The following is a 24,786-nucleotide window of genomic DNA, read 5'->3' as shown; positions in this document are numbered from 1 at the left end:
CCTCGGCCGTGACACGCGGAAGCCAGGTCGGCGGCGGGTTCACTCGGCCGCCTCCCGCGGGAGGCGCGCGGGTGCCGCCGCCAGCGCCTCCTGGCGCAGCGCCCGCGCCCGGCGCAGGGCCACCACCGCCGGGTCCTCCGGGTCCCCGGCCTCGCCGCGCGCCGCCGCCAGGACCGCGCCGACCGTCGTGAGGCCGCCCAGCTCACCCCGTACCGAACGGCCCAGGGTCTCCACCGCGCCCGCGTCCCGGGCGCGCGCCCGGCAGTGGAAGGCCAGCTCACAGGCGGCCAGGCACTCCGGCGCGTACGCGTGGGGCACGGACTCCACGGCCTCCGTCAGCTCCGCCGTCGAGCACCCCTCCACGTCGAAGGTGGTGCCCTCCGGCAGGGCGTCCGCGATCTCGTCGATCCGGGTCAGCCGGGCCAGCTGCCGCCGGGTGACCGACCGCTGCTTGCGGACGTCCACGACCGAGGCCGTCGGCACGTTCGAGAAGTCCTTCGGGCAGACCAGGAGCACCGAGTGCGCGACCCGCGCGCCCTCCGTCACCGCCGCGGTCCGTTCGAGCGCGAGCACGTACACGGCGGCCTGCCGGGCCGCGGCGCCCACCTTCGACGCGTCGGCGGCGCCGTCGATCATCGGGAAGGACTTGATCTCGACGACCGTCCACCGCCCGTCGGGGTCGACCACCACCGCGTCCGGCTCCAGATGGACCGGGGAGCCGGCCACCTCCAGGGCGAGCAGCGGATGGTCGAGCAGCGTCCACGTCCCGGCCCCGGTGGCCTCCCGCAGCGCGAGCGCCGTGCGGGCCGTCCGCCCCTGGGGTCCGGCCGCCGTCAGGTCGGGCACGGAGACCGCGCCGGGCTCCTCGACGCCGAGCAGGCGCAGCAGCTCACGGCCGCCGTCCGCCTTGACCTTCGCCTCGAAGGAGTTGCCCCGCATGATCGCGAACTGCGACTGCCCGAACGGCGCGGGGGAGCCCAGCTTCGAGGCCAGCGCCCCCTTGTCGACCCCGGCGCCGTCGAGCAGCGCGCGCCGTCGGCAGCCCGGATTGGCGGCGAGCGCCGCGAGCGCCCGCGCGTCCAGGGTGCGCGCCGCGACGCCCGGTCCGCGCAGTTCGGCGAGCTTTCCCCACGCTCTCGGGTTCGCTCGGGCAGGGGAGGCCCCCGTCGGAGATGTCGTCTGCGACGGTCGCGGCAGACCGCTGTCCAGGGATGCGCTCACCCGCGGAAGTCTCGCATCCACCACTGACAACCGTCCCGAGGTCGCCCGGACGTCACCCCGAATTCGCGTGGGCGATGATGGGAGAGGCACGCCCGCACCGTGAACCCCTGGAGAGTCCTTCCCATGGCACCGCGCATCCTGCTCGCCCGGCACGGCCAGACCGAGTGGTCACTTCTCGGCCGGCACACCGGCAGGACCGACATCCCGCTGCTCGACGAGGGCCGGCGCGGCGCGAAGCTGCTCGGTGAGCGGCTGCACCGCGGACCCTGGCAGGGGCTGCCCGGCATGGAGGTGCGCACCAGCCCGCTGGTCCGCGCGAGCGAGACCTGCGAGATCGCCGGCTTCGGCGACCGGGCCGAGCCCTGGGACGCGCTGATGGAGTGGGACTACGGGGCGTACGAGGGAATGACCCCGGCCCAGATCCAGGCGATCCGCCCCGGCTGGCTGATCTGGCGTGACGGCGTCCCGGAGGGCGAGTCGCTCGCACAGCTCTCGGACCGCGCCGACGAGGTCGTGGAGTGGGCCCGCTCGGCCGACCGTGACGTCCTGGTCTTCGCCCACGGCCACATCCTGCGCTCGATCGGCGCGCGCTGGCTCGGCGAGGACGTCTCCTTCGCCTCCCGTATCCGCCTCGACCCGACGAGCCTCTCGGTCCTGGGCTGGGCGTACGGCGCCCCGGCGGTCGAGCGCTGGAACGACACCGGGCACCTGGAGTAGGTCCCTCGCCGGACCGGGCCCGCCGTCAGTACGAGGCGAGGACCCGGCTCGTCTCGGCGAGCATCCCGTGGATCCGGGCCGAGGCGATCCCGTCGAGGGACTCCACGACGCGCCTCGCCTCCGCCGCCGCCTCGTCCGGACGCCCGGCGTGCGCCAGGTCCTTGGCCAGGTGGGCGCGGTAGAGCGCGAGGTTCCGGGCGAAGTACGGATTCTGCAGGACCGTGGCCCGGTGGGTGTGGCGGGCTGCGCGGCCCCAGTCGCCGAGGGCCGACCAGCACTGGGCCTCCAGGGCCTCACGCTCCGGCTCGCCGAAGAACGACATCCACTCGGGGTCGCCGTCGGACGGCCCCCGGTCGAAGTGCCCGTGGGCGCGGCCGAGGGCCTGCTCGCAGGCGGACCGGTCACCGAGCCCCGCCCACGCGCCGGCCTCCCGCAGCGAGAGCAGCGAGAGCAGCCGGGCCGAGTCGAGCGGCTGCGCGGCCCGCAGCCCCGCCTGGGCCGCCCGGACGGCCTCGCGGTACTTGCCGGTGTCCCGAGCCAGGAACGACGTGTTGCAGAAGGCGTGCGCCTCCAGGGCCGCGTTCCCCGAGACCCGCGCGGTGGCGAGGGCCTCGGCGTAGTGCGAGCGCGCGTCCTCGTGGCGGCCCGAGTCGTGGGCCAGCCAGCCCACGGAGAGGGACAGCTCGCCGGCGCCCGCGTGCAGCCGGTCCTCGGTCGAGCGGCGGGTCATGGTCCCCGTGTCGAGCAGCGCGTACGCGGTACGGAGCGGCTGTGCGGCGACCTTGTAGAGCCCGTCGGCGCCGTGCCGGTCGTCGAGCAGACGGATCTGCCGTACGGCCTCCTCGACGGCCCGGACCTCGGCCTCGCCGATCCTGTGGGTGCCGCGGGGGGCCGGGATCGCGACGGCGGGGCCGCCGAGTCCCAGCGAGGCGGCCGCCAGGGTGGCGGAGCCGCTCGTCATGAATGCGCGACGCAGCACGTCGCTCTCCTCATCGTTCCGGGTCGAGATGGCGGCGGGAACCGGTACCCCGGCCGGGGCGGCCTGCCGCCGGCCGCGCACCGTCTCCCGCGCGGAGAAGCCCAGGTCGGAGAGGCCGAGGCCGGGGAACATGTGCAGGAAGACCCGCTCGTACGCGTAGTTGGGGCAGCGGATCTCGCCCGCCTCCACGCGCCCGATATAGCGGGCGTCGCACGCGACCTGTTCGCCGATCTCCCGCGCCGCCCGGCGGACAGCCGCGGCGAACTCCGCCGGTGAGAGCTGTCCGCGAAGCCGGCGGAAGACGAGATTGGGAACTGCCCGTGACATCGCCATGGCCGAGCCCTCTCCTGGTGCTGCCGGGTGGTCCGGCGGCAAGAACGTACCTGCTGTGACTGGATGCGTACGCTGAGTTTGGCTACAAATCGGATATCTCGCCTGCGATCTGCCATGAACTGCCATCCTTTGCAGCGGCATGCCGCCGTAGCCGTTGACGCGCACGGGCGTTGAACCGTAAGGGAGAGACGGAACGTGTCTCCTCAGGAGCGAGGAGGGGTCCCATGTCGGAGATCGTTTCGCAGTCGGCCACGTGGCACGCGCCCGCCCCGGACGGCGGCACCCCCCAGCCCCCCGCCGAGCCCTGGGACCTGGTGACCGTGCCGGTCAGGCAGGGCCTCGAAGCCGTCGACATCCTGCGCCGCGGCAGCACCCCGGCCGTCGGCCCGGTGGTGCACGACGGGGCCTGCGACACCCTCGGCTTCCTGGTGCCGCCGGGCACCGCCGCCGCCTGGGACATGCCGGGCAGCGCGTGTACGCGGACCTCGGGGCGCGGCTTCCGCCTCCCCGAGCTGCCGGAACTCCCCGAACCGGCGGGCGACACCCCCCGCCCCGCCGGCTGGCTGCTGCCGCCGGGGGACACCGACCCCGTCACCGACCCGGTGGTGCTGCGCGAGGCGCTCGGCGAGGCGGCCCGGCTGATCGAAGCGGCCGACGGCTGCCACTGACCGCCCGCCCCCCCCCCCGGGCCCATAGGGCGGTTCCGTGACGCGTGCCCCGATAATGGGGCCGTGGCCAGGAACAAGCAGCGCGACCGGGCGGCGTCCGCCGCCTCCGTCGTCGAGACCGTCGACGGCGGGCTCGCCGAACTCATACCCGACCGGGAACGCCCGCGCGCCTGGACACTGCTCATCGACGGCGCCCCGCAGTCCCACGTGGACCTGGACGACCCGGCCCACCTCTCCTTCGAGTACCAGCGGCGCCTCGGCCACATCGCCGACCTCGCCGCCCCGCCGAACCGGCCGCTCCAGGTCGTGCACCTCGGCGGCGGCGCCTTCACCCTCGCCCGGTACGTCGCCGCGACCCGGCCCCGCTCCACGCAGCAGATCGTCGAGATCGACGGACCTCTGGTCCAGTTCGTCCGCCGTGAGCTGCCGCTCGACGCCGGGGCCCGGATCCGGGTCCGCTCCACCGACGCCCGGGCCGGTCTCGCCAAGGTGCAGGACGGCTGGGCGGACCTCGTCATCGCCGACGTCTTCAGCGGAGCCCGTACCCCGGCCCATCTGACCAGCACCGAGTTCCTCGGCGAGGTGCGGCGGGTCCTGCGGCCCGGCGGCTTCTACGCGGCGAACCTCGCCGACGGCCCGCCCCTGACCCATCTGCGCGGCCAGATCGCCACGGCCGCCGCCGTCTTCCCCGAACTGGCGCTGACCGCCGACCCCACGGTGCTGCGCGGCCGCCGCTTCGGCAACGCCGTGCTGCTCGCCTCCGACGGTGAGCTGCCGGTGGCCGAGCTGACCCGCCGGGTCGCCACCGATCCGCACCCGGGCCGGGTCGAGCACGGGCGGGAGCTCGCCGACTTCGCCGGCGGGGCGGCCCCGGTCACCGACGCCGGCGCCAAGCCCTCGCCCGTACCGCCCGCGTCCGTCTTCCGCTGAGGTCTCCCGGGGGCTCTTGCCGACCAGGCCGGGCTCGCCAGGACACCGCCTGGCCTGCCTAGCTCTGCCGGTCCTCGATCTCCACGCGGGGCGCGCTGTCGTGCCACAGGCAGAAGACCGAGAGCTCGCGGCCGTCCTTGGTGAAGGTGACCCGGATCCAGGTCGGCTGCTTCCACACCTGCATCTGCCAGCCGGAGGCGGGCGTCGCCGAGACCAGCTCGGCCGAGGTGTCGCCGAGGTCGAAGGTGACCCGGCCGCCGTCGACCGGGTAGCTCTTCACGGACGACACGGGGGCGGCGGAAGCGGTGGCGGGCGCGGCCGTGGTCGTGGCGGGCGCCGCGGTCGTGGGATCCGGCCGGTCGGAGGGGGTCGCGGCGGCCGTCGAGGAGGGCGCGGTCGTGCGCTCCTCGGGCGGCGTGGACTTCGGGGACGGCCGCGAGGTCGCGGGGGGCTCGGGCCGGCGCGTCGACGACGTCAGCGGATCGCTGCCGGACGTGACCGGCAGCGCGGTGGTGCCGGCCGGGAGGGGCAGCGCCCGCGGAGGGTCGTACACCGTCCCGGACAGCACCGAGTGCACTCCCCACCAGGACAGGGTGACTGCCGCGCCGGTGGCGAGCGACCAGGCCAGGGCGTGAACGAGTCCTCTTCGCACCGGGCCATAGTGCACCACCCCGTGAGGGTGGGGGACGGAGGGTGGACCTCGCTCACCGATTCCCCCGAATGGCGTACGGTGCGGCCCATGGCAAGTGTGCTCGTGGTCGAGGACGACCAGTTCGTGCGCTCCGCCCTCATCCGCCAGCTCTCCGAGGCCTCCCACACGGTACGGAGCGTCGGGACGGCTCTGGAGGCGTTGCGCGAGGTCGCTCATTTCCGTTTCGACGTGGTCATCCTCGACCTCGGCCTGCCCGATCTCGACGGGTCCGAGGCGCTCAAGATGCTGCGCGGAATCACCGACGTACCGGTGATCATCGCGACCGCCCGGGACGACGAGGCCGAGATCGTACGGCTCCTGCACGCCGGGGCGGACGACTACCTCGTGAAGCCCTTCTCGGTGGACCACCTCACGGCCCGGATGGCCGCCGTCCTGCGCCGGGCGCGGGCCGGCGCCGGGGAGCTGCCGCCGTCCCGGGTCATCCGGGTCGGCGGGCTCACCGTCGACCCGCTGCGCCGTCAGGCGGAGCTGGACGGGGCGCCGTTGGACCTGACCCGGCGCGAGTTCGACCTGCTGGCCTTCCTCGCCGGGCGCCCGGGCGTGGTCGTCCCGCGCAAGGAGCTGCTCGCCGAGGTGTGGCAGCAGTCCTACGGCGACGACCAGACCATCGACGTACACCTGTCGTGGCTGCGGCGGAAGCTGGGTGAGACGGCCGCGAGGCCCCGCTACCTGCACACCCTGCGCGGGGTGGGCGTGAAGCTGGAGCCGCCCCGCGAGCCGCAGCCGTGAGGTGGGCGCTCGTCAAGGTGTCGCTGGCCGTCACCGCCATGGTCGTCATCGCCTTCGCCGTACCCCTCGGGCTCGTCGTCAAGGAGATGGCCCGCGACCGGGCCTTCTCCAACGCCGAACGGCGGGCCGCCGGGCTCGCCCCCGTCCTCGCGATCACCACCGACCGCCAGGAGCTGGACAAGGCCGTCGCCACGACCGAGGACGGAGCCGCCGGGCGGCTCGCCGTCCACGTGCCGGCCGCCGAACCGGGCGGGACGGCGGTGGAGATCGGCACCCGCAGGGCCACCGAGGAGTCCCTCGACGCCACCCGCACGCTCGGCCGGGCCTCCATCGCCGAGGTGCCGGGCGGCTTCGCGCTGCTCCAGCCCACCGCGGTCAGCAGCGGCCAGGTCGCCGTCGTCGAACTCTTCGTCCCCGAGGGCGAGGTCACCAACGGGGTCGCCACCGCCTGGCTCGTCCTCGCCGGGGTCGGCATCGCGCTGATCGTCGGCTCCGTCGCCGTCGCCGACCGGCTCGGCGTCCGCATGGTCCGGCCCGCCCAGCGGCTCGCGGGCGCCGCCCACGACCTGGGCGAGGGCAGGCTCGGCGCGAGGGTCCCCGAGGAGGGCCCGCCGGAGCTCAAGTCGGCGGCCGTCGCCTTCAACTCGATGGCCGACCAGGTCGTCCAGCTCCTCGCCAACGAGCGGGAGCTCGCCGCCGACCTCTCCCACCGGCTCCGCACCCCGCTGACCGTGCTGCGGCTCAACGCGGCCTCGCTCGGCTCCGGCCCCGCCGCCGAGCAGACCAGGGCCGCCGTCGAGCAGCTGGAACGCGAGGTCGACATCATCATCCGTACGGCCCGGGACGCGAAGCCGCAGACCCAGGCCACCGGACCCGGCGCGGGCTGCGACGCCGCCGAAGTGGTCCGCGAGCGCATGGACTTCTGGTCGGCCCTCGCGGAGGACGAGGGCAGGCGGGTACGGGTCGCGGGCGTCGAGCGTCCGGTACGCATCCCGGTCGCGCGCCCCGAACTCGTCGCCGCCCTCGACGCCCTCCTCGGCAACGTCTTCCGGCACACCGCCGAGGGCACCGCCTTCTCCATCGACGTCCACAACGGCGACGACGCCGTCATCGTCCTGGTCTCCGACGCGGGCACCGGCATCGCCGACCCCGCCGCCGCCCTGGCCCGCGGCAACAGCGGCGGCCGGCCCGGCTCGACGGGCCTCGGCCTCGACATCGTGCGGCGGATGGCGGAAGCCACCGGGGGAGACGTCGCCATCGGGCACTCCGTGCTCGGCGGCACCGAGGTCCGTGTCTGGATCGGGCTCGACGGGCGCCGCGCGGGCGCCACGGCGGGACGCCGCGGCCACCGCCCGGCCCGCCGCCGACGCGGCGGCGGCACGGGCACCCGGCGCGCCGCCGACGCCTGAGCCGTGGCCGTGGCCGTGGCCGAGGCCGAGGCCGACGCCTGAGCCGCCGCCTGAGCCGTGGCCGAGGCCGTGGGCTGAGTCGTGGCCGTAGCCGTGGTCTGAGCCGTGGCCGTGGCCGTGGTCGGGCGGTGTCGAACCTTTCGTGGTTCCGATGCCTTCCTTAAGCGGAGCGTAAGAATCCCAACCCCGGCCCGCTCATGACCATTTGTCCGTTTCCCAGTCGCTAGCGTGCTGCCGCACCCCACCCCCACCCCCGGCACACAGAGGCAGGCACGCGATGGGCACCAGTTCGCACCGGCGTACGGCGAGCACCAGGACCAAGGTCGTCGGAGCCGTCGTCGCGGCGGCGATCATCGGCGGCACGGCCTTCGCGCTCACGGGCACCGCGCAGGCCGCCGCCGTCGGCGCCGCCTACACCCGGACCAGCGCCTGGACCGGCGGCTACACCGGGCAGTACGTCGTCACCAACGAGACGACCACCGCCCAGACCGACTGGACCCTGGAGTTCGACCTCCCGGCCGGGACGACCGTCGGCTCCCTCTGGAACGGCGAGCACACCGTCTCCGGCCGGCACGTCACCGTGAAGCCCGCGAGCTGGAACAGGCAGCTCGGCCCCGGCCAGTCCGTCACCGTCGGCTTCGTGACCTCGGCGGCGGGCGTGGCCGGCGACCCGACCGGCTGCCTCATCAACGGGGCCGCCTGCTCGGCCGGAGGACCCGCCCCCACCCCCAGTGGCCGCCCCACCGAACAGCCCACCGCGACCGCCTCCCCCTCGGCGACGGCGACGGCCACCGTGAAGCCGACGGCCACGGCGTCCCCCTCGGCCACGGCCACGGCCACCGTTCAGCCGACCCCGACGGCCACCGCGACCGCGACCGCGACCACGGCGCCCACTCCGACCCCCACCGCGACAGCCACCGGCGCCCCCGTCACCGCCGCCAGGTACGCCCCGTACGTCGACACCTCGCTCTACCCCACGTACGACCTGCTCGCGACCGCCGACGCCACCGGCGTGAAGGAGTTCAACCTCGCCTTCATCACCTCCGGCGGCGCCTGCGCCCCGCTCTGGGGCGGGGTCACCGACCTGGCGAACGACAAGGTCGCGGCCCAGATCGGCGCCCTGCGCGCCAAGGGCGGGGACGTCCGCGTCTCCTTCGGCGGCGCCGCAGGTCACGAGCTGGCCCTGAACTGCTCGACCTCCTCGGCGCTCGCCGCCGCGTACGGCAAGGTCATCGACCAGTACAAGCTGACCAAGGTCGACTTCGACGTCGAGGGCGCGGCCCTGCCCGACACGGCCGCCAACACCCGCCGCTCGCAGGCGATCGCCCAGCTCCAGAAGGCCCACCCGGGCCTGAACGTCTCCTTCACGCTGCCGGTCATGCCCGAGGGCCTGACGCAGCCGGGCGTGGCCCTGCTCGCCGACGCGAAGAAGAACGGGGTCCGCGTCGACGCCGTCAACATCATGGCGATGGACTACGGCCCGGCGTACAGCGCGGACATGGGGACGTACGCGATCCAGGCCGCGACCGCGACCCAGGCCCAGGTCAAGGGCGTCCTCGGGCTCTCCGACGCGGCCGCCTGGAAGGCCGTCGCCGTCACCCCGATGATCGGCGTCAACGACGTCACCAGCGAGATCTTCACGGTCGACGACGCCACGCAGCTCGTCGACTTCGCGAAGTCGAAGGGGATCGGCTGGCTCTCGATGTGGTCCTCGACCCGTGACAAGCAGTGCGCGTCCGGCGCCGTGAACTGGGCGGACGCCACCTGCTCCTCGATCCTGCAGCAGCCCCTGGCCTTCACGAAGGCCTTCGCCGCCTACAAGTAGGCAGCGACCCGGCGAGCCGTCCCCGGTGAGCCCCCGCCGTCCCCGGTGAGCCACCCCGGTGAGCCACCCCGTCCCCCCACACCGCGCGCCCCGGCCGAGACACCCCACCCCGGCCGGGGCGCGCACTTCCCTCCGTACCCGCTACCCGCTACGCCTTCGAGACCTTCCACTCCTCCGCGTAGTCCGTGAAGATCGCCCGCAGGTGGTGGCCGATCTTCAGGTAGTCCAGGTCGTCGAGGTTGGCGAGGGAGACGCGTACGGACCATCCGGGGCCGTCGAAGCCGCCGCCGTTGAGGAGGACGACGCTGGTCTGCTCGGCCAGCCGGAACAGCGGGTCCACCGGCTCGTAGTTCTTCTCCAGGAAGGCCGCGAAGTCCTTCCCGTGGACCCGCTCCGCCTCCGCGAGCAGGTCGAGCTCGATGTAGTACCCGGCCCGCTTCGGGTCGTCGGCGATCTTCATCTGGGCGCCTTCGAGGAGCAGGTCGAGGCGCTGGCGCACGATCGCCCGGATCCTCGCCTTGTAGGCCTGGCCCTCCTCCAGCATGTCGAAGAGCGAGAAGAGCGACATCATCACCTGCTGGGGGAGCGAGAGCCCGGCGGTGTGGTTGAGGGCGACCTGCCGGGAGTCGGCGACGAGCCGGTCGATGAACCGGATCTTCTCGGGCTCCAGGCTCAGCGTCCCGTACCGCTTGTTCAGGCGGTCCTTCTCCGCCTGCGGCAGGTTCGCGAGCATCTCGTCGAGGACGTTGTCGTCGTTGAGGCCGATGACGCCGAGCCGGTGGCCGGTGCAGCCGTAGTGCTTGGAGTACGAGTAGACGAGGAGCGTGTTGCGCGGGAGGTCCGCCGCGAGCGAGCGGAAGCCCTCCACGAACGTGCCGTACACGTCGTCCGTGACGATCAGAAGGTTCGGGTTCTGCGTCGCGACGATGTCCTTGATCTGGTCCGCGACCCGCTGGCTCAGCGCGAGCGACGGCGGGTTGGACGGGTTGACGACGCAGACCATCTTCACCGCCGGGTCCGCCAGCTTGGCGACCTCCTCGGCCGGGTAGCGCCACTCGCGCACGCCCGTCTCCGCGAAGAGGCTCGCGTGGACGTTGACGACGTCGAACTCGTACGTGTCGAGCTCGGGGATCTCGATGTACGGGGTGAAGACCGGCACCATCAGGGCGATCTTGTCGCCCTTCTTCAGGATCCCGTTCTTCATGAGCGAGTCGAAGATGTAGCACATGGCGGCCGTGCCGCCCTCGGTCGCGAAGAGCGACATGGTGCCGGCCGGCGGGCGCTTGTCGAACATCTCGTCGTCGACGTAGCCGCGGACGATCCGCTCGGCGTGGGGCAGCATCCGGTCCGGCACCGGGTAGTTGTCGCCGATCGTGCTGTCGGTCAGCTCGTGGACGAAGGCGTCCTTGTCGAAGCCGAAGCGGTCGACCGCGTACGCGACGCAGTCCTGGAGCAGCTCGATGCCGGGCAGGTCCGGGTGCTGCCGCACGAAGGTGTCGAAGCGGGCGCCGGCGCCCGCGCGTTCGGGCATCCCGCCGAGGTTGTCGGCGGTCCAGACCCGGCGCGACTCGGAGAGCGAGAAGTAGCCGAGCGCGTAGAACGCCTCGCGGGGTCCGGTGGCGACCCAGTTCGGGTTGCCGCGGCCCGCGTTGAGCATCTGCGTCTGCGACTTGTCCTTCTGGCCGGGCTTGTCGGCCTGGGCGGCCTGCGCGATCTGGATGAACTTGTCCTTCAGCTCGAACGGCGAGAGCTGCGCGAAGGACTGGATCTCCTCGCGGGTGAACGTGGTCTTGGGCACGACTCGTCCTTACGGGGTGAGGGGTTCGCGTCAGTGGTTGAGGATGACGATCACGGCACCCCAGATGGTCAGCAGGACGTTGCCCACCGCGTAGGGGATCGTGTAACCGAGCGTCGGGATCTGGGACTTGGACTGTTCGTTGATCGCACCGATCGCCGCGGTCGTCGTCTGGCCGCCGGCCAGCACGCCCATCAGGATCGGGAAGCGGATCTTCTGGACGTAGTGGCCGTACAGGAAGCCCACGATCAGCGGGACGACCGTCGCCACCGCGCCCCAGACCAGCAGCCCCCAGCCGGCCGTCGACAGGCCGCTGGTGAAGCTCGGTCCGGCGTTGATGCCGACGACCGCGACGAAGAGGCAGAGGCCGAGGGTGTCCATGAACCACTGGGCGCCGGGCGGCACGTTGCCGTACGTCGGGTACTTGCCGCGGATCCAGCCGAAGACCAGACCCATGATCAGCGCGCCGCCGGAGGTGGAGAGCGAGATCGGCACGCCCGACACCGTCAGCGCCGGGATGCCGATGCAGCCGCCGAGGAAGATGCCGAGGCCCACCCAGAGCATGTCGGTGGCGAAGGAGGTCGGCACGGGCTTGCCGATCGCCTTGCCCGCCGGGTCCACGAGCCGCTTCGGGCCGGTCAGGATGACGGTGTCGCCGCGCTCCAGGGTCGTGGAGAGCCGGTACGGGAACTCCGTACCCGAGCGGTAGATCTTGTCGATGTACACGCCGACCATGAAGGGCTCACGGCGCAGCTCGGCGACCGTCTTGCCGAGCTGCTCCTTGTCCGAGGCGACGACGTGCAGCGACTCGGTCTGGTAGCCGAGCAGCTCGACGTCGTCGGTCTCCGCGCCGATGTGGGTCCGGGCGTCGAACTCGACGAGCGAGCCGCGCAGCGCGCTGACGGCCACGATGTCGCCCTCGCGGAGCACCGTCGCCTGGTCGTGGTCGAGGATCTTCCCGTCGCGCCGCACCCGGGTGAGGTAGATGCGGTGGCCGAGCGCCTGCTGCTGGTTCTCGAAGTCGTCGATCGTGCGGCCGACGAGGTCGGGACGGTCGATGCGGTACGCGCGGAGGACGACCTCGTAGTAGCCCTCGGCCAGGTCGGGGTCGTCGCCCGGGGCGTCCAGCTCCTTGGCGAGCTGCGCCGACTCGGCGGCCAGGTCCCGCTTGTAGAGCTTGGGCAGCACGTTGGCGAGGAGCATCGCGCAGAGGATCGTGCCGAGCGGGTACGTGACGGCGTAGCCGATCGCGACCAGGTTCTCCTCGTTCTTCATCTGGTCGGCGGAGAGCCCCGGCAGGTTGCCGATGGCGTCCTGGGCGACACCGATGACGGCGGACTGCGTGAGCGCGCCGCCGAGGAGGCCGGCCGAGAGCCCGGGGCCGTACCCCAGCATCACGGCGAAGCCCCAGGAGACGAGGAGGCCCGTCACACAGACGATGACCGCGTTGAGGACCTGGGGCAGACCGTCCTTCTTCAGGCCCCGGAAGAACTGCGGGCCGACCTTGTAGCCGAGGGCGAAGAGGAACATGGTGAAGAAGAGGTTCTTCACCGTGCCGTCGATCGTGACCTTGAACTGGGCGCCGAGCAGCAGACCGGCGACGAGGCAGCCGGTGACGGCGCCGAGCGCGATCGCCTTGTAGCGGAGCTTCCCGAAGAGGAAGCCGAGCGCCACGGTGATGAAGATCAGGAGCTCGGGGTGGGGCTGGAAGATGTTCCGGTTGAGGAAGTCGATCATGGCGTCCCTCTCACGCTCCGAGGATGCCGACGAGCAGCGGGCCGGTCAGGGGGAGCAGGAAGTTGGAGAGCGTGTACGTGATCGTGTAGCCGAGCATCGGGACCGAGCTCTGGGCGACCTGGGTGATGGAGGTGATCGCGGGCGTCGAGCACTGCTGGCCCGCGATGGCGCCGATCAGCAGTGGTTTCTCGATCTTCAGCAGCTTGCGGCCGACGATCAGCGAGATCGTCGCCGGTACCAGGACCATCGCGATGCCGGCGAACGGCAGCAGCGCCCCGTACTCCTTGAGGAGGGGCCAGGCCTGCGGGCCGGAGACCAGGCCCGTGCAGGCGATGAAGATCGCGAGGCCCATGTCCTTGAGGGTGGTGGCGGCCTGCGGCGGGAACGCGCCGAAGGTCTGCGTGCGCGAGCGGAACCAGCCGAAGAGCAGGCCGGAGATCAGGCAGCCGCCGCCCGTGCCGAGCGACAGCGGGACGTCGCCGAACTCGACCACGACCTGCCCGAGGAGGGAGCCGCAGACGATGCCGAGCCCCAGGTAGATGAAGTCCGTGGCGTCGTTCTTCACGACCGCGCCGATCTTGGACGTCAGCTTCCCGAGGCCCGAGCGGGAGCCGACCAGGGTGAGCACGTCACCCCGGCTGACGACGGTCTCCGGGGTCGCGGGCAGATGCTGCTCGTTGCGCACCACGTCCGTCACGTACACCCCGCCCGAGGAGAACTCCGGGTGCTCCTTGGCGAGGGTGTCCAGGGACTTGTCGACGACGCTCTTGTCGGTCAGCGAGATCTCGGTGGTGGTGAGCGGGGTGTCCAGGCCGGGGACGGCCGGGGTCTCGGGGCCGATGACCCGACCCGCCTCGATGATGTTCGCCCGCCGGCCGACCGTGAGCACCAGGTCGGAGAGGGTCAGCTCGAAGTCGGGCGGGGGAGGGGTGAGGATCTTGCTGCCCCGCTTCACCGCCTCGAACGTGACCCGCCCGCCGAGCCGCCGCTCCAGTTCGCCGACCTTGGCGCCGTCCGCGAGCGTCACCAGGAACGTCCGGCCGACCATGCCCGGGAGCGCCTCGCGCTCGTCGGACTCCAGACCGCCGCCGGAACCGCGCATCTTCTCCCACAGCTCGCGCGAGGCGTCGCGGAGGTTGATCCGCAGCAGCATCGGCATGATCTGGCTGGTGTAGATGACGATGGTGACGAGGCCGAAGAGGTAGCAGACCGTGTACGCGGTGGCCACATGGCCCTGGTACTCGGTGATCTGCGCCTGCGTCAGGTCGGAGAGGTTGCCGATGGCCTCGGTGGCCGTACCGACGACCGCGGACTCGGTGGCGGCGCCGGCGAGGATGCCGGCGGCGGTGCCGACGTCGAGGTCGAAGGCCTCGGCGAGACCGAGGGCGATGCCGACGACACAGACGACCTCGATGAGGCAGAGGGCGAAGAAGCGCAGGCTCTTCTTGTTGAGGTTGGAGAAGAACTGCGGCCCCGCCATGTAGCCGAGGGAGAAGATGAAGAGTGCGAAGAAGATCGTCTTCACGTCGTCGGAGACGGTGACCTTCGCCCAGGCGCCGAGGAGCAGCGAGACGATCAGGGTGCCGCAGATGCCGCCGAGCGTGATGGGGCCGACCCGGAGCTTGCCGACGAAGTAGCCGGCCGACAGGCAGAGGAAGAGGGCGAGTTCGGGGTTGTCACGCAGGACTCCCATGCGCCGTCACCTCGCCCACGAGGGAGGAAATGTGAGAATCTCGGACATAAAGGGAAGTTAACAGTGGGTCGGGGCGAAATGGATCAACGCCTCGCCCGAACGGGTGAGCCGTTCTCATCCCTTGACCGCACCCCGCATCACCCCGCCCACGATGTGCCGACCGAACAGCGCGAGCACCAGGAGCAGCGGCAACGTCCCGAGCAGCGCCCCCGCCATGACCACCGACTGGTCGGGCACCGAGCCCCGCCCCAGCCCCGTGAGCGCCACCTGCACCGTCGGGTTCCCGGTCTGCGTCAGCGCGAGGACCGGCCAGAAGAAATCGTTCCAGGCCGCCACGAACGACAGCATCCCGAGGACCGCCATCGCCGGGCGCGCCGCCGGCAGCACCACGTGCCACACCGTCCGCACCGTCCCCGCCCCGTCCATCCGGGCGGCCTCCAGCACCTCGTACGGCAGCGCCCGCGTCAGGTGCTGGAGCATGAAGAAGACGCCGAAGGCCGAGACGAGCGACGGCAGGATCACCGCCTGGAGCTCGTCCGTCCACCGAAGCCGCGCGATCAGCAGATAGAGCGGGACGACCCCCAGCTGAGGCGGGATCAGCATCGTCCCGGCCACGACCAGGAGCAGCGTGCCCCGGAAGCGGAACCGCAGCCTGGCGAAGGCGAAGCCGGCGAGCGTCGAGAAGAGCACCGTCCCCGCCGCGACCGCCCCGGCGACCAGCGCGGTGTTCGCCAGGGCCTCGCCGAGCCGGGCGTCGGTCCAGGCGATCTCCAGGTTCCGGGGCAGGTTCCTCCCGAACCGGAAGGGCGGCGGGGTGGCCGCGAGTCGCGTACTCGTCCGGGAGGCGGCGACCGCCGTCCACACCAGCGGGAAGAGGGAGACGGCCGCGAAGAGCGCGAGCAGCGCGTACGTGCCCCAGCCGGGCCGTTCCGTCCTCATGAGGCCTGCTCCCGGCGTGCGAGGCCGCCGCGCAGGAGCCGTACGGCCCCGAACGCCACGACCAGGATCAGGAGCATCGCCCAGGCGATGGCCGCGGCCCGCCCCAGGTGGAGGTTCACCCAGCCCTGCTCGTACAGATAGAGACCCAGCGTCTGGAACTGGTGGTCCGCGCCCCCCGAGGCCCCCGCGCCGCTGGCGAAGAGCAGCGGCTCTCCGAAGAGCTGGGTCGCGCCGATCGTCGAGACCAGCACGGTGAAGAGGACCGCGGGCCACAGCCCCGGCAGCGTCACGTGCAGGAACTGCCGCCACCGGGACGCCCCGTCGAGCGCCGCCGCCTCGTACAGCTCGCGCGGGATCGTCTGCATCGCCGCCAGGTAGATCAGCGCGTTGTAGCCGGTCCAGCGCCAGATCACGATCGACGACACCGCGAACTTCGACGCCCACGGGCCGTTCTGCCAGTCCACCGGGTCGATGCCGACCGTCCCCAGGGCCCAGTTGGCCATCCCGTGGTCCCGCCCGAAGAACAGCGCGAAGACCAGGGTCGCGGCGGCCACCGAGGTGGCGTACGGGGCGAGCGCCACGACCCGGAAGAAGCCGCGGCCCCGCAGCCGGACGTCGAGGAGGTGCGCGACGCCGAGCGCGAGCAGCAACTGGGGGACGGTGGAGAGGACGCCGATGACGACGGTGTTCCCGAGGGCGTTCCAGAAGAACGTGTCGTCGAGCAGGCGGGCGTAGTTGTGCAGCCCCACCCACTCCTGCTCGGCCGGCGCGGTCAGCTCGACCCGGTGGAGCGAGGTCCAGGCGGTCGCGAGCAGCGGGAAGATCCCGAAGGCGCCGAAGAAGAGGAAGAACGGCGCGACGAGGGCGTACGGCGCCCAGCGCGAGCCGACGGGGGTACGGCGGGGGTGACGGCTGCGGTGACGGCTGCGGTGACGGTGGGAGTGACGGCCGCGCCGGGGCGAACGGGCGCCTCGCGCCCGGGTGTCGGCTCCGGTCCCGGCTCCGGTGCGGGGGCCGTTCCGGGGGCCGGCGGCACCGGGTCCGGCGGTCGACGGCTCCGACCGCCCCGACTGCTCCGTCCGTCCGTCCGGGTCCGGCCGCTCCGGCCTTCCGTCAGGCTCCGGCCGCTCCGGGGGCTCCGGCCGTCCGTCAGGCTCCGGCCGCTCCGGGGGCTCCGGCGGCGTCCGTGTCTCGGTCATCTCCGGGTCACCGGTCCAGCGCGTTGTCGATCGCCTTCATCGCCGCGTTCCAGGCCGACTCCGGGGAACGGCCCGTCTGGTCGACCTGGAGCATGCCGACGTCCGCCAGGGTCTGGGCGACGAGGGCGTCCTTCGGGCCGATCGGGGCCCGGGGGACGCCCCGGGCCGCTGCCGCGAAGATCGCACCGACCGGGGCGTCGTCGAAGTACGGGTGCCGGGCGGACACGACCGCCGGGAGCGTGTACGCGGCCGAGGCGCTCGGGAAGCTGCCGCGCCGCTCGAAGACCACCGCCTGCTGGGCGGGCGCGGTCAGCCAGGCCGCGAGCCGGGCCGCCTCCGCGCGGTGCCGTCCGGCCGACGGCACGACGAGGAACGAGCCGCCCCAGCTGCCCGGCCGGGGCGCCGCCGCCACGTCCCACCGGCCGCGCCCCGCCGGGCCCGCCTTGTCCTGGATGTAGCCGAGCATCCAGGCGGGGCAGGCGATCGTGGCGAACGCGCCGTTCGCGAAGGCCTGGTCCCAGCCGGGGGTGAACTGCTGGAGCCGGGCGGTCAGCCCCTGCCGGGCGAACGCGGCCGCGAGGTCCCAGGCCTCCCGTACCGCCGGGTTGACCGCCACGATCAGGTCGCCCTGCTCGTCGTAGTAGCGGAGCGGCGCGCTGCCCGTCACCGCCGCCATCACCCCGGATGCGGAGTCCGTGAACGCCGGGCCCTCCGGGACCCGTTCGCGGTAGCGGACCCCGGCCGCCAGGTACGCGCGCCAGTCCCCGGCCCACAGCCGCCCGACGGCGCCCCGCTCGGTGGGGAGGCCGGCCCGGGCGAAGAGGTCCTTGCGGTAGCAGACGGCCTGCGGCCCGATGTCGGTGCCGAGGGCGAGCGTGCGCCCGTCGGCGGCGGTGCCCTGCGCCCACTTCCACGGCAGGAAGGCGCCCGGGTCGACGCCGGGCGCCGAGCCGAGCTCGTCGAGCCGGTTCCCCTGCGTGGCGAGGACCTCGGCGATGTTGCCGACCTCGACGGCCTGGACGTCGGCGAGGCCGGAGCCGGCGGTGAGATGGGTGAGCAGCTGCGGGTAGTAGACGTCGTTGCGGCTGAGGGAGGTCTGCTGGACCTCGATGTCCGGGTTCAGCCGCATGTACGTGTCGTAGAGCCCGGCCTCCTGGAGGCCGAAGGTGCCGAACACCCCGACGGTGAGCGTGATCCGCCGCCCGCTCCCGTCCACCGTCTCCCGCGCCGGGACGCCCGTCGCGGGCGGCACCGGAGGGTCGGTCGCGCAGCCGCCGGAGAGCGCCGCGCCCAGGAGGAGGGCGAGGGCGAGCCCGCGGACGGGCCCGCGCTTCCGGCTGCCGCTCCTCCTCCCCATGGGCCCCGACCGTAGTGCGGCTCCGTCCGGCCGACGGGGGGCAGCTCGCCGGGCCGCGCGGAACTCGCCGCCCGCACCACCCGCCCGGCCGTACCCGGCGGGTGCGTCGTCGAACGTCTTCGACGACTCCCGGACCTTGACCGTGTTCTGACACCGACTCAATAGTGGGAGCGCTCCCATTCAATCTTCGACGGGATATCCATGCGCAGAACACGCCACCTGCTCGCGGGGCTCGCCCTGACAGCGGGCCTTCTCGTGGCAGCGGCACCCCGTGTCACCGCCGTACCCGCCTCCGCCGTACCCGCCTCCGCCGAGCCCGCCACCACGAGCGATTCGTACACCTGGAAGAACGTCCGTGTCGACGGCGGCGGCTTCGTCCCCGGCATCGTCTTCAACCGGGCCGAGAAGGACCTCGTCTACGCCCGCACCGACATCGGCGGTGTCTACCGCTGGAACCAGGCCGCCTCCTCCTGGACCCCGCTTCTCGACTCCGTCGACTGGGACCACTGGGGCCACACCGGAGTCGTCGGCCTCGCCTCCGACACCGTCGACCCCGACCGGCTGTACGCGGCGGTCGGCACGTACACGAACGACTGGGACCCCGGCAACGGCGCCGTCCTCCGCTCCGCGGACCGGGGCGCCACCTGGCAGCGCACCGACCTCCCCTTCAAGCTCGGCGGCAACATGCCCGGCCGCGGCATGGGCGAACGCCTCGCCGTCGACCCGCACAAGAACAGCGTCCTCTACCTCGGCGCCCCGAGCGGCAACGGCCTCTGGCGCTCCACCGACTCGGGCGTCACCTGGTCGAAGGTCGCCGGCTTCACCAACCCCGGGAACTACCAGCAGGACCCGACCGACACCAGCGGCTACAACTCCGACGAGCAGGGCATCGTCTGGGTCACCTTCGACGAGTCGACCGGCACGGCGGGCAACGCCACGAAGACGATCTACGTCGGCGTCGGCGACAAGGAGAACGCCGTCTACCGCTCCACCGACGCGGGTGCGACCTGGACCCGGCTGCCCGGCCAGCCCACCGGATACCTCGCCCACAAGGGCGTCCTCGACGCGGCGAACGGCTACCTCTACCTCGCGTACAGCGACAAGGCCGGCCCGTACGACGGCGGCAAGGGCCAGGTCTGGCGGTACGCCACCGCCACCGGCGAGTGGAAGAACATCAGCCCCGTCGCGGAGGCCGACACCTACTACGGCTTCAGCGGCCTCACCGTCGACCGCCGGAAGCCCGGCACCGTCATGGTCTCCGGCTACAGCTCCTGGTACCCCGACACCCAGATCTTCCGCTCCACCGACTCCGGCTCCACCTGGACCAAGGCCTGGGACTACACCTCGTACCCCGACCGAGCCAACCGCTACACGATGGACGTCTCCTCCGTGCCCTGGCTCACCTGGGGCGCCAGCCCCGCGCCGCCCGAGCAGACCCCGAAGCTCGGCTGGATGACCGAGGCCCTGGAGATCGACCCCTTCGACTCGAACCGCATGATGTACGGCACGGGCGCCACGGTCTACGGCACCCAGGAGCTCACCAAGTGGGACACGGGCGCGAACTTCACGATCAGGCCCATGGTGAAGGGGCTTGAGGAGACCGCCGTCCTCGACCTGGCCTCCCCGCCCTCCGGCGCCCCGCTGATCAGCGCCCTCGGCGACATCGGCGGCTTCCGCCACACCGACCTCACCACGGTCCCGTCGATGATGTTCACCTCCCCGAACTTCACCTCCACGACCAGCGTCGACTACGCCGAGACCAACCCGAACACCGTCGTCCGCTCGGGCCACCTCGACGGCGGCCCGCGCATCGCCTTCTCCACCGACAACGGCGCCAACTGGTTCGCCGGACAGGAGCCTTCGGGCGTCACCGGCGGCGGCACGGTCGCCGCGGCCGCCGACGGCAGCCGCTTCGTCTGGAGCCCCGACGGCACCGCGGGCGTGCACACGGCCACCGGCTACGGCACGGCGTGGACCGCCTCCACCGGCATCCCCGCCGGCGCGACCGTCGAGTCCGACCGCGTCGACCCGAAGACCTTCTACGGCTTCAAGGACGGCACCTTCTACGCCAGCACGGACGGCGGCGCGACCTTCACGGCCCGTGCCACCGGCCTCCCGGCCAAGGGCGCCGCCCGCTTCAAGGCCGTCCCCGGCAAGAAGGGCGACATCTGGTTCGCCGGCGGCGCCACCGACTCCACCTACGGCCTCTGGCACTCCACCGACGGCGGCGCCACCTTCACCCGGATCGCCGGCGTCGACCAGGCCGACACCGTCGGCTTCGGCAAGGCCGCACCCGGCGCCACCTACCCCGCGCTCTACACGAGCGCGAAGATCGGCGGCGTACGGGGCGTCTTCCGCTCCACCGACGCGGGCGCGAGCTGGGTCCGGATCAACGACGACGCCCACCAGTGGGGCTGGACCGGCGCCGCGATCACCGGCGACCCCCGGGTCTACGGCCGCGTGTACGTCTCCACCAACGGACGCGGCATCATCTACGGCGACACCACGGAGACCGGCGGCGGCACCGACCCCACCGACCCGCCGGACCCCACCGACCCGCCCGCGCCCTCCGGCGCCTGCAAGGTCACCTACAAGGTCACCAACCAGTGGCAGGGCGGCTTCCAGGCCGACGTCACCCTGACCAACACCTCCACCACCGCCTGGACCGGCTGGAAGCTCGGCTGGGAGTACCCCGCCGGGCAGCGCGTCGGCCAGATGTGGAACGCCACCCCTGCCCAGGCCGGCACCGCCGTCACCGCCCAGAACGCGGGCTGGAACGGCCCCGTCGCCGCCGGAGCCTCCGCCTCCTTCGGCTTCACCGGCAGCTGGACCGGCACCAACCCCGTACCCGCCGCCTTCACCCTCGGAGGTGCGACGTGCTCCGTCGCCTGATCGCCGCGGCGGCGGTCCTCGCCGCCGCCCTGACCCCCCTCGCCACCACCCCGGCCGCGGCGGCCGACGCCCCGCTCCGGGACCTCGCCGAGGCCCACGGCCGCTACCTCGGCACCGCCGTCACCGCCGGAAGACTCACGGGCGGATACGCCGACCTGGCCGCCGCCCAGTTCGACTCGATCACCCCCGGCAACGAGATGAAGTGGGGCTCCGTCGAACCCACCCGGGGCACGTACGACTGGACCGGAGCCGACCGGGTCGTCGCCTTCGCCGAGGCCCACGGCCAGCAGGTCCGCGGCCACACCCTCGTCTGGCACAGCCAGCTGCCCGGCTGGGTCTCCGACGGCACCTGGACCGCCGACCGGCTCCGCACCCTGATGACCGACCACATCGCCGCCGAGGCCGGCCGCTACAAGGGCCGGATCGACCACTGGGACGTCGTCAACGAACCCCTGAACGAGGACGGCACCCTCCGGCAGTCCGTCTTCGGGGCGACGCTCGGCGAGTCGTACATCGCCGACGCCTTCCGCGCCGCCCGCGCCGCCGACCCGGCGGCGAAGCTCTACCTCAACGACTACTCCACCGACGCGCTCGGCGCGAAGAGCGACGGCATGTACGCCCTGGTCAAGCGACTCCTCGCGCAGGGCGTCCCGGTCGACGGCGTCGGCTTCCAGGCCCACCTCGTCCTCGGCCAGGTCCCGGCCTCCCTGGAGGCCAACCTGCGCCGCTTCGCCGAGCTCGGCGTGGACGTGGCGATCACCGAGCTCGACATCCGGATGACCCTGCCCGCGACCGAGGCGAAGCTCGCCCAGCAGAAGGCCGACTACGGCTCCGTCCTGCGCGCCTGCCTGGCCGTCACCCGCTGCGCCGGCGTCACGGTCTGGGGCTTCACCGACGCCGACTCCTGGATCCCGGACTTCTTCCCCGGCCAGGGCGCGGCGACCCCGTACGACGAGAACCTCGCCCCGAAGCCCGCCCGCGCCGGGATCGCCGAGGCGCTCGCCCCGGTCACCCCACCCGCCCCGGGTGTGTGCTCCGTCACCTACGCCGTCACGAGCCAGTGGACGGGCGGCTTCACGGCCCAGGTCACCCTCCGCAACACGGGTACGACCCCGCTGAACGGCTGGACCGTCCGCTGGTCCTACCCGGCCGGCCAGCGGATCACCCAGGCCTGGAACACCACGGCGACCCAGACCGGCACGGAGGTGACGGCGACACACCTCTCGTACAACGCGACGATCCCCGCGGGCGGCTCGGTCGCCTTCGGCTTCAACGGCACCTGGTCGGGCACCAACCCGCCTCCGACGGCCCCCGCCTGCTCCTAGGCGCATACGGAGCCTGCTCTCAGGCGCATACGAAAACGACCGAGGCCCCGGTTCTTCCGAACCGGGGCCTCGGCCTTCAGGGTGAGTAACGGGACTCGAACCCGCGACATCCTGGACCACAACCAGGTGCTCTACCATCTGAGCTATACCCACCATGACCGGCGGTTTTCCCGAAGGTTTCCCTGACCGGCCGAGAAGAAGTCTACAGGGTCCCGGGGGGTGCTCGCGCCCGCATTGACGGCGGACGCGAGCGAGCCCTCTGGGAAGGGTCTATTCGGGGGGCAGGGCGTGGCGCGCGGCGATCCGCTTCGCGGTCTCCGAGTCCGGTCCGGGCTGCGGGACGAAGACCGCCTCGCGGTAGTAGCGGAGCTCCGTGATGGAGTCGCGGATGTCGGCGAGCGCCCGGTGGTTGCCGTTCTTCTCCGGACTGTTGAAGTACGCCCTCGGGTACCAGCGGCGGGCCAGCTCCTTGACCGAGGACACATCGACGATCCGGTAGTGCAGGTGGCTCTCCAGGGCAGGCATGTCCCGTGAGAGGAAGCCGCGGTCCGTGGAGACCGAGTTCCCGCACAGCGGCGCCTTGCCGGGTTCCTTGACGTGCTCGCGGATGTACGCGAGGACCTGGGCCTCCGCGTCGGCGAGCGTGGTGCCGCCGGCGAGCTCGTCGAGCAGTCCCGAGGCCGTGTGCATCTGGCGCACGATCTCGGGCATGGTCTCCAGGGCCGCGTCCGGCGGGCGGATCACGATGTCCACCCCGTCGCCGAGCACGTTCAGTTCCGAGTCGGTGACCAGTGCGGCCACCTCGATGAGTGCGTCGTCCGTCAGCGAGAGCCCGGTCATCTCGCAGTCGATCCACACCATGCGATCGTTCATGCGTCCACCTTAGGGCCTGTCCGGCGGATCAAGGCCGGGGTCGCGGCGTGGGTGTTCCTCCCCCGTGGGGAAGCGGCCGACGGGCGCCCGGGGGAGGTGTCCCCGAGCGCCCGTCGGTCCTGCGGTGCGCCGCTTGTGGCCGCGCGAGTCGGTGTCAGGGCCTGGCAGGCCCTGATCCGCCGGACACTCCTACGGCGCGCTGCGCTGGCCCGGCAGGGAGGGGCGGCCGGGAGCGTAGACGTCCGCGTGCGGCTTCCCCGGCTCCAGTGGGGAGCCCGGGCGGCGGATGCCGGCGGAGACCTGGGCGGGCACGATCTGGTCGAGCACCGCCGTGCTGGTCTCGCCCTGCGGCCGCCTGGCCCGGTACGCCGCCCGGTACGCGGCCGGCGAGGAGCCGAGCTGGCGCCGGAAGTGGCCGCGCAGCGCCACCGGGGAGCGGAAGCCGCACCGGCCCGCGACCTCGTCGACCGAGTAGTCGGAGGTCTCGAGCAGCCGCTGCGCCTGCAGCACCCGCTGGGTGATCAGCCACTGGAGGGGGGCCGAACCGGTCAGCGAGCGGAACCTGCGGTCGAAGGTCCGCCGTGACATGTACGCGCGCGCCGCGAGGGTCTCCACGTCGAACTGCTCGTGGAGGTGCTCCAGCGCCCAGGCGACGACCTCGGCCAGCGGGTCGGCGCCGATCTCCTCTGGTAAAGACCTGTCGAGGTAGCGCTCCTGGCCGCCACTGCGCCGCGGCGGGACGACCAGCCGGCGCGCCAGCGCGCCCGCGGCCTCGGTGCCGTGGTCGGTCCGCACGATGTGCAGACACAGATCGATTCCGGCCGCGGTGCCTGCGGAGGTGAGGACGTCCCCGTCGTCGACGAAGAGCTCCCGCGGGTCCACGTGGACCGACGGATAGCGCTTGGCGAGCGTCGGCGCGTACATCCAGTGCGTGGTCGCCGGGCGGCCGTCGAGCAGGCCGGCCGCGGCGAGGACGAAGGCGCCGGTGCAGAGACCGACGATCCTGGCGCCCTCCTCGTGGGCACGGCGCAGCGCTTCGAGCGCCTCCGGCGGTGGCGGCGAGGTGATCGACCGCCAGGCCGGCACGACGACGGTGCCGGCGCGGCTGATCGCCTCCAGGCCGTACGGCGCGGTGAGTTCGAGCCCGCCGGTGGTGCGCAGCGGGCCGTCCTCACCGGCGCATACGAGCAGCCGGTATCGGGGCACGCCGGCGTCCTGCCGGTCGATGCCGAAAACGGAGAGCGGGATGGAGCTCTCGAAGATGGGGCCGCCGCTGAACAGCAGCACCGCGACGACTTCGCGACGGCGGCGCCCGGACAGCTTCCGTGCGACCTCCGGTGCGGCGGAGTCCTGGCTCATGACGCTAAGCCCCCCTCGGTGTTCGCGTCTCCCTGGTCGTGTCGCTCCTGCACGTTTCCCCTCGGTTTTGCACGAGACCCCAGTCTTCGGTACC

The 24,786-nt window shown here is 72.6% G+C and carries 19 protein-coding genes and 1 tRNA gene; 8 read left to right on the top strand and 12 right to left on the bottom strand.

The features are described from left to right. Nucleotides 1-39 precede the first annotated feature (39 nt). Entirely contained in the window at nt 40-1,221 is a 1,182-nt protein-coding gene (locus tag OG580_RS12710; RefSeq protein WP_267043783.1) for a hypothetical protein, read from the bottom strand. A gap of 123 nt (nt 1,222-1,344) precedes the next feature. On the opposite strand from OG580_RS12710, the gene OG580_RS12705 reads away from it, so the two are divergent. Continuing rightward, nucleotides 1,345-1,938, top strand: a complete 594-nt coding sequence (locus OG580_RS12705; protein ID WP_267043782.1) for a histidine phosphatase family protein — start codon at nt 1,345-1,347, stop codon at nt 1,936-1,938. A gap of 25 nt (nt 1,939-1,963) precedes the next feature. Here the strand turns inward: OG580_RS12705 and OG580_RS12700 are convergent, their stop codons facing one another. Further along, on the bottom strand, nt 1,964-3,250 hold the full coding sequence (locus OG580_RS12700) for a tetratricopeptide repeat protein (protein ID WP_267043781.1): 1,287 nt from the start codon (nt 3,248-3,250) through the stop codon (nt 1,964-1,966). A 224-nt stretch (nt 3,251-3,474) separates the two neighbouring features. Between OG580_RS12700 and OG580_RS12695 the strand changes: the two genes are divergently transcribed. Continuing rightward, nucleotides 3,475-3,918: a hypothetical protein gene (locus tag OG580_RS12695; RefSeq protein WP_267043780.1), complete on the top strand. Its 444-nt coding sequence runs from the start codon at nt 3,475-3,477 to the stop codon at nt 3,916-3,918. Nucleotides 3,919-3,981: 63 nt separating this feature from the next. Then, nucleotides 3,982-4,848, top strand: coding sequence for a spermidine synthase (locus OG580_RS12690; RefSeq protein WP_267043779.1), 867 nt, complete (start codon nt 3,982-3,984; stop codon nt 4,846-4,848). Between the two features lie 58 nt (nt 4,849-4,906). Here OG580_RS12690 and OG580_RS12685 read toward each other — a convergent pair whose 3' ends face one another. Continuing rightward, nucleotides 4,907-5,500 carry a hypothetical protein gene (locus tag OG580_RS12685; protein ID WP_267043778.1) on the bottom strand — a complete coding sequence of 198 codons (594 nt, stop codon included), beginning with the start codon at nt 5,498-5,500 and terminating at the stop codon, nt 4,907-4,909. Nucleotides 5,501-5,587: 87 nt separating this feature from the next. Between OG580_RS12685 and OG580_RS12680 the strand changes: the two genes are divergently transcribed. The 3 genes from OG580_RS12680 to OG580_RS12670 all read left to right on the top strand — a co-directional run bounded on the left by OG580_RS12680 (nt 5,588) and on the right by OG580_RS12670 (nt 9,523). Next, nucleotides 5,588-6,289, top strand: a complete 702-nt coding sequence (locus tag OG580_RS12680; RefSeq protein ID WP_267043777.1) for a response regulator transcription factor — start codon at nt 5,588-5,590, stop codon at nt 6,287-6,289. Further along, entirely contained in the window at nt 6,286-7,698 is a 1,413-nt protein-coding gene (locus tag OG580_RS12675) for a HAMP domain-containing sensor histidine kinase (RefSeq protein ID WP_267043776.1), read from the top strand. Before OG580_RS12680 ends, OG580_RS12675 begins: the two co-directional genes overlap by 4 nt. A gap of 277 nt (nt 7,699-7,975) precedes the next feature. Beyond that, nucleotides 7,976-9,523: a cellulose binding domain-containing protein gene (locus tag OG580_RS12670; protein ID WP_267043775.1), complete on the top strand. Its 1,548-nt coding sequence runs from the start codon at nt 7,976-7,978 to the stop codon at nt 9,521-9,523. A gap of 148 nt (nt 9,524-9,671) precedes the next feature. On the opposite strand, the gene OG580_RS12665 is transcribed toward OG580_RS12670, so the two are convergent. The 6 genes from OG580_RS12665 to OG580_RS12640 all read right to left on the bottom strand — a co-directional run bounded on the left by OG580_RS12665 (nt 9,672) and on the right by OG580_RS12640 (nt 18,243). After that, the gene (locus OG580_RS12665) at nt 9,672-11,321 is read right to left on the bottom strand and encodes a bifunctional aspartate transaminase/aspartate 4-decarboxylase (RefSeq protein ID WP_267043774.1); all 1,650 of its coding nucleotides are present in this window, start codon (nt 11,319-11,321) and stop codon (nt 9,672-9,674) included. Between the two features lie 30 nt (nt 11,322-11,351). Next, on the bottom strand, nt 11,352-13,055 hold the full coding sequence (gene aspT, locus OG580_RS12660) for an aspartate-alanine antiporter (RefSeq protein WP_267043773.1): 1,704 nt from the start codon (nt 13,053-13,055) through the stop codon (nt 11,352-11,354). Between the two features lie 10 nt (nt 13,056-13,065). Next, on the bottom strand, nt 13,066-14,748 hold the full coding sequence (aspT, locus tag OG580_RS12655) for an aspartate-alanine antiporter (RefSeq protein ID WP_267043772.1): 1,683 nt from the start codon (nt 14,746-14,748) through the stop codon (nt 13,066-13,068). 114 nt (nt 14,749-14,862) lie between these two features. Then, nucleotides 14,863-15,687 carry a carbohydrate ABC transporter permease gene (locus OG580_RS12650; RefSeq protein ID WP_267043771.1) on the bottom strand — a complete coding sequence of 275 codons (825 nt, stop codon included), beginning with the start codon at nt 15,685-15,687 and terminating at the stop codon, nt 14,863-14,865. Then, nucleotides 15,684-16,886 (bottom strand): carbohydrate ABC transporter permease, encoded by a 1,203-nt coding sequence (locus OG580_RS12645; RefSeq protein ID WP_267043770.1) that lies wholly within the window; start codon nt 16,884-16,886, stop codon nt 15,684-15,686. Before OG580_RS12645 ends, OG580_RS12650 begins: the two co-directional genes overlap by 4 nt. A gap of 7 nt (nt 16,887-16,893) precedes the next feature. Then, nucleotides 16,894-18,243: an ABC transporter substrate-binding protein gene (locus tag OG580_RS12640; protein ID WP_267043769.1), complete on the bottom strand. Its 1,350-nt coding sequence runs from the start codon at nt 18,241-18,243 to the stop codon at nt 16,894-16,896. 201 nt (nt 18,244-18,444) lie between these two features. Here OG580_RS12640 and OG580_RS12635 point away from each other — a divergent pair, with 201 nt between their 5' ends. Together OG580_RS12635 and OG580_RS12630 are read left to right on the top strand one after the other, a co-directional pair. Next, a complete protein-coding gene (locus OG580_RS12635; RefSeq protein WP_267043768.1) occupies nt 18,445-21,135 on the top strand; it encodes a cellulose binding domain-containing protein in 2,691 nt (896 codons plus the stop codon). Continuing rightward, nucleotides 21,120-22,460 (top strand): endo-1,4-beta-xylanase, encoded by a 1,341-nt coding sequence (locus OG580_RS12630; RefSeq protein WP_267043767.1) that lies wholly within the window; start codon nt 21,120-21,122, stop codon nt 22,458-22,460. The genes OG580_RS12635 and OG580_RS12630 overlap by 16 nt, the downstream gene beginning before the upstream one ends. Nucleotides 22,461-22,540: 80 nt before the next feature. Here the strand turns inward: OG580_RS12630 and OG580_RS12625 are convergent. The 3 genes from OG580_RS12625 to OG580_RS12615 form a co-directional block, all read right to left on the bottom strand. Next, nucleotides 22,541-22,613, bottom strand: a tRNA-His gene (locus tag OG580_RS12625). 117 nt (nt 22,614-22,730) lie between these two features. Further along, nucleotides 22,731-23,333, bottom strand: a complete 603-nt coding sequence (orn, locus tag OG580_RS12620) for an oligoribonuclease (RefSeq protein ID WP_267043766.1) — start codon at nt 23,331-23,333, stop codon at nt 22,731-22,733. A 189-nt stretch (nt 23,334-23,522) separates the two neighbouring features. Beyond that, complete coding sequence (locus OG580_RS12615) at nt 23,523-24,692, bottom strand: helix-turn-helix domain-containing protein (protein ID WP_267043765.1); 1,170 nt, start codon at nt 24,690-24,692, stop codon at nt 23,523-23,525. Nucleotides 24,693-24,786: the final 94 nt, after the last annotated feature.

It is taken from the genome of Streptomyces sp. NBC_00094 (assembly GCF_026343125.1).
GTDB lineage: Bacteria > Actinomycetota > Actinomycetes > Streptomycetales > Streptomycetaceae > Streptomyces.
The sequence above is the reverse complement of the archived record's forward strand: the minus strand, read 5'-3'. Positions and strand labels throughout refer to the sequence as shown.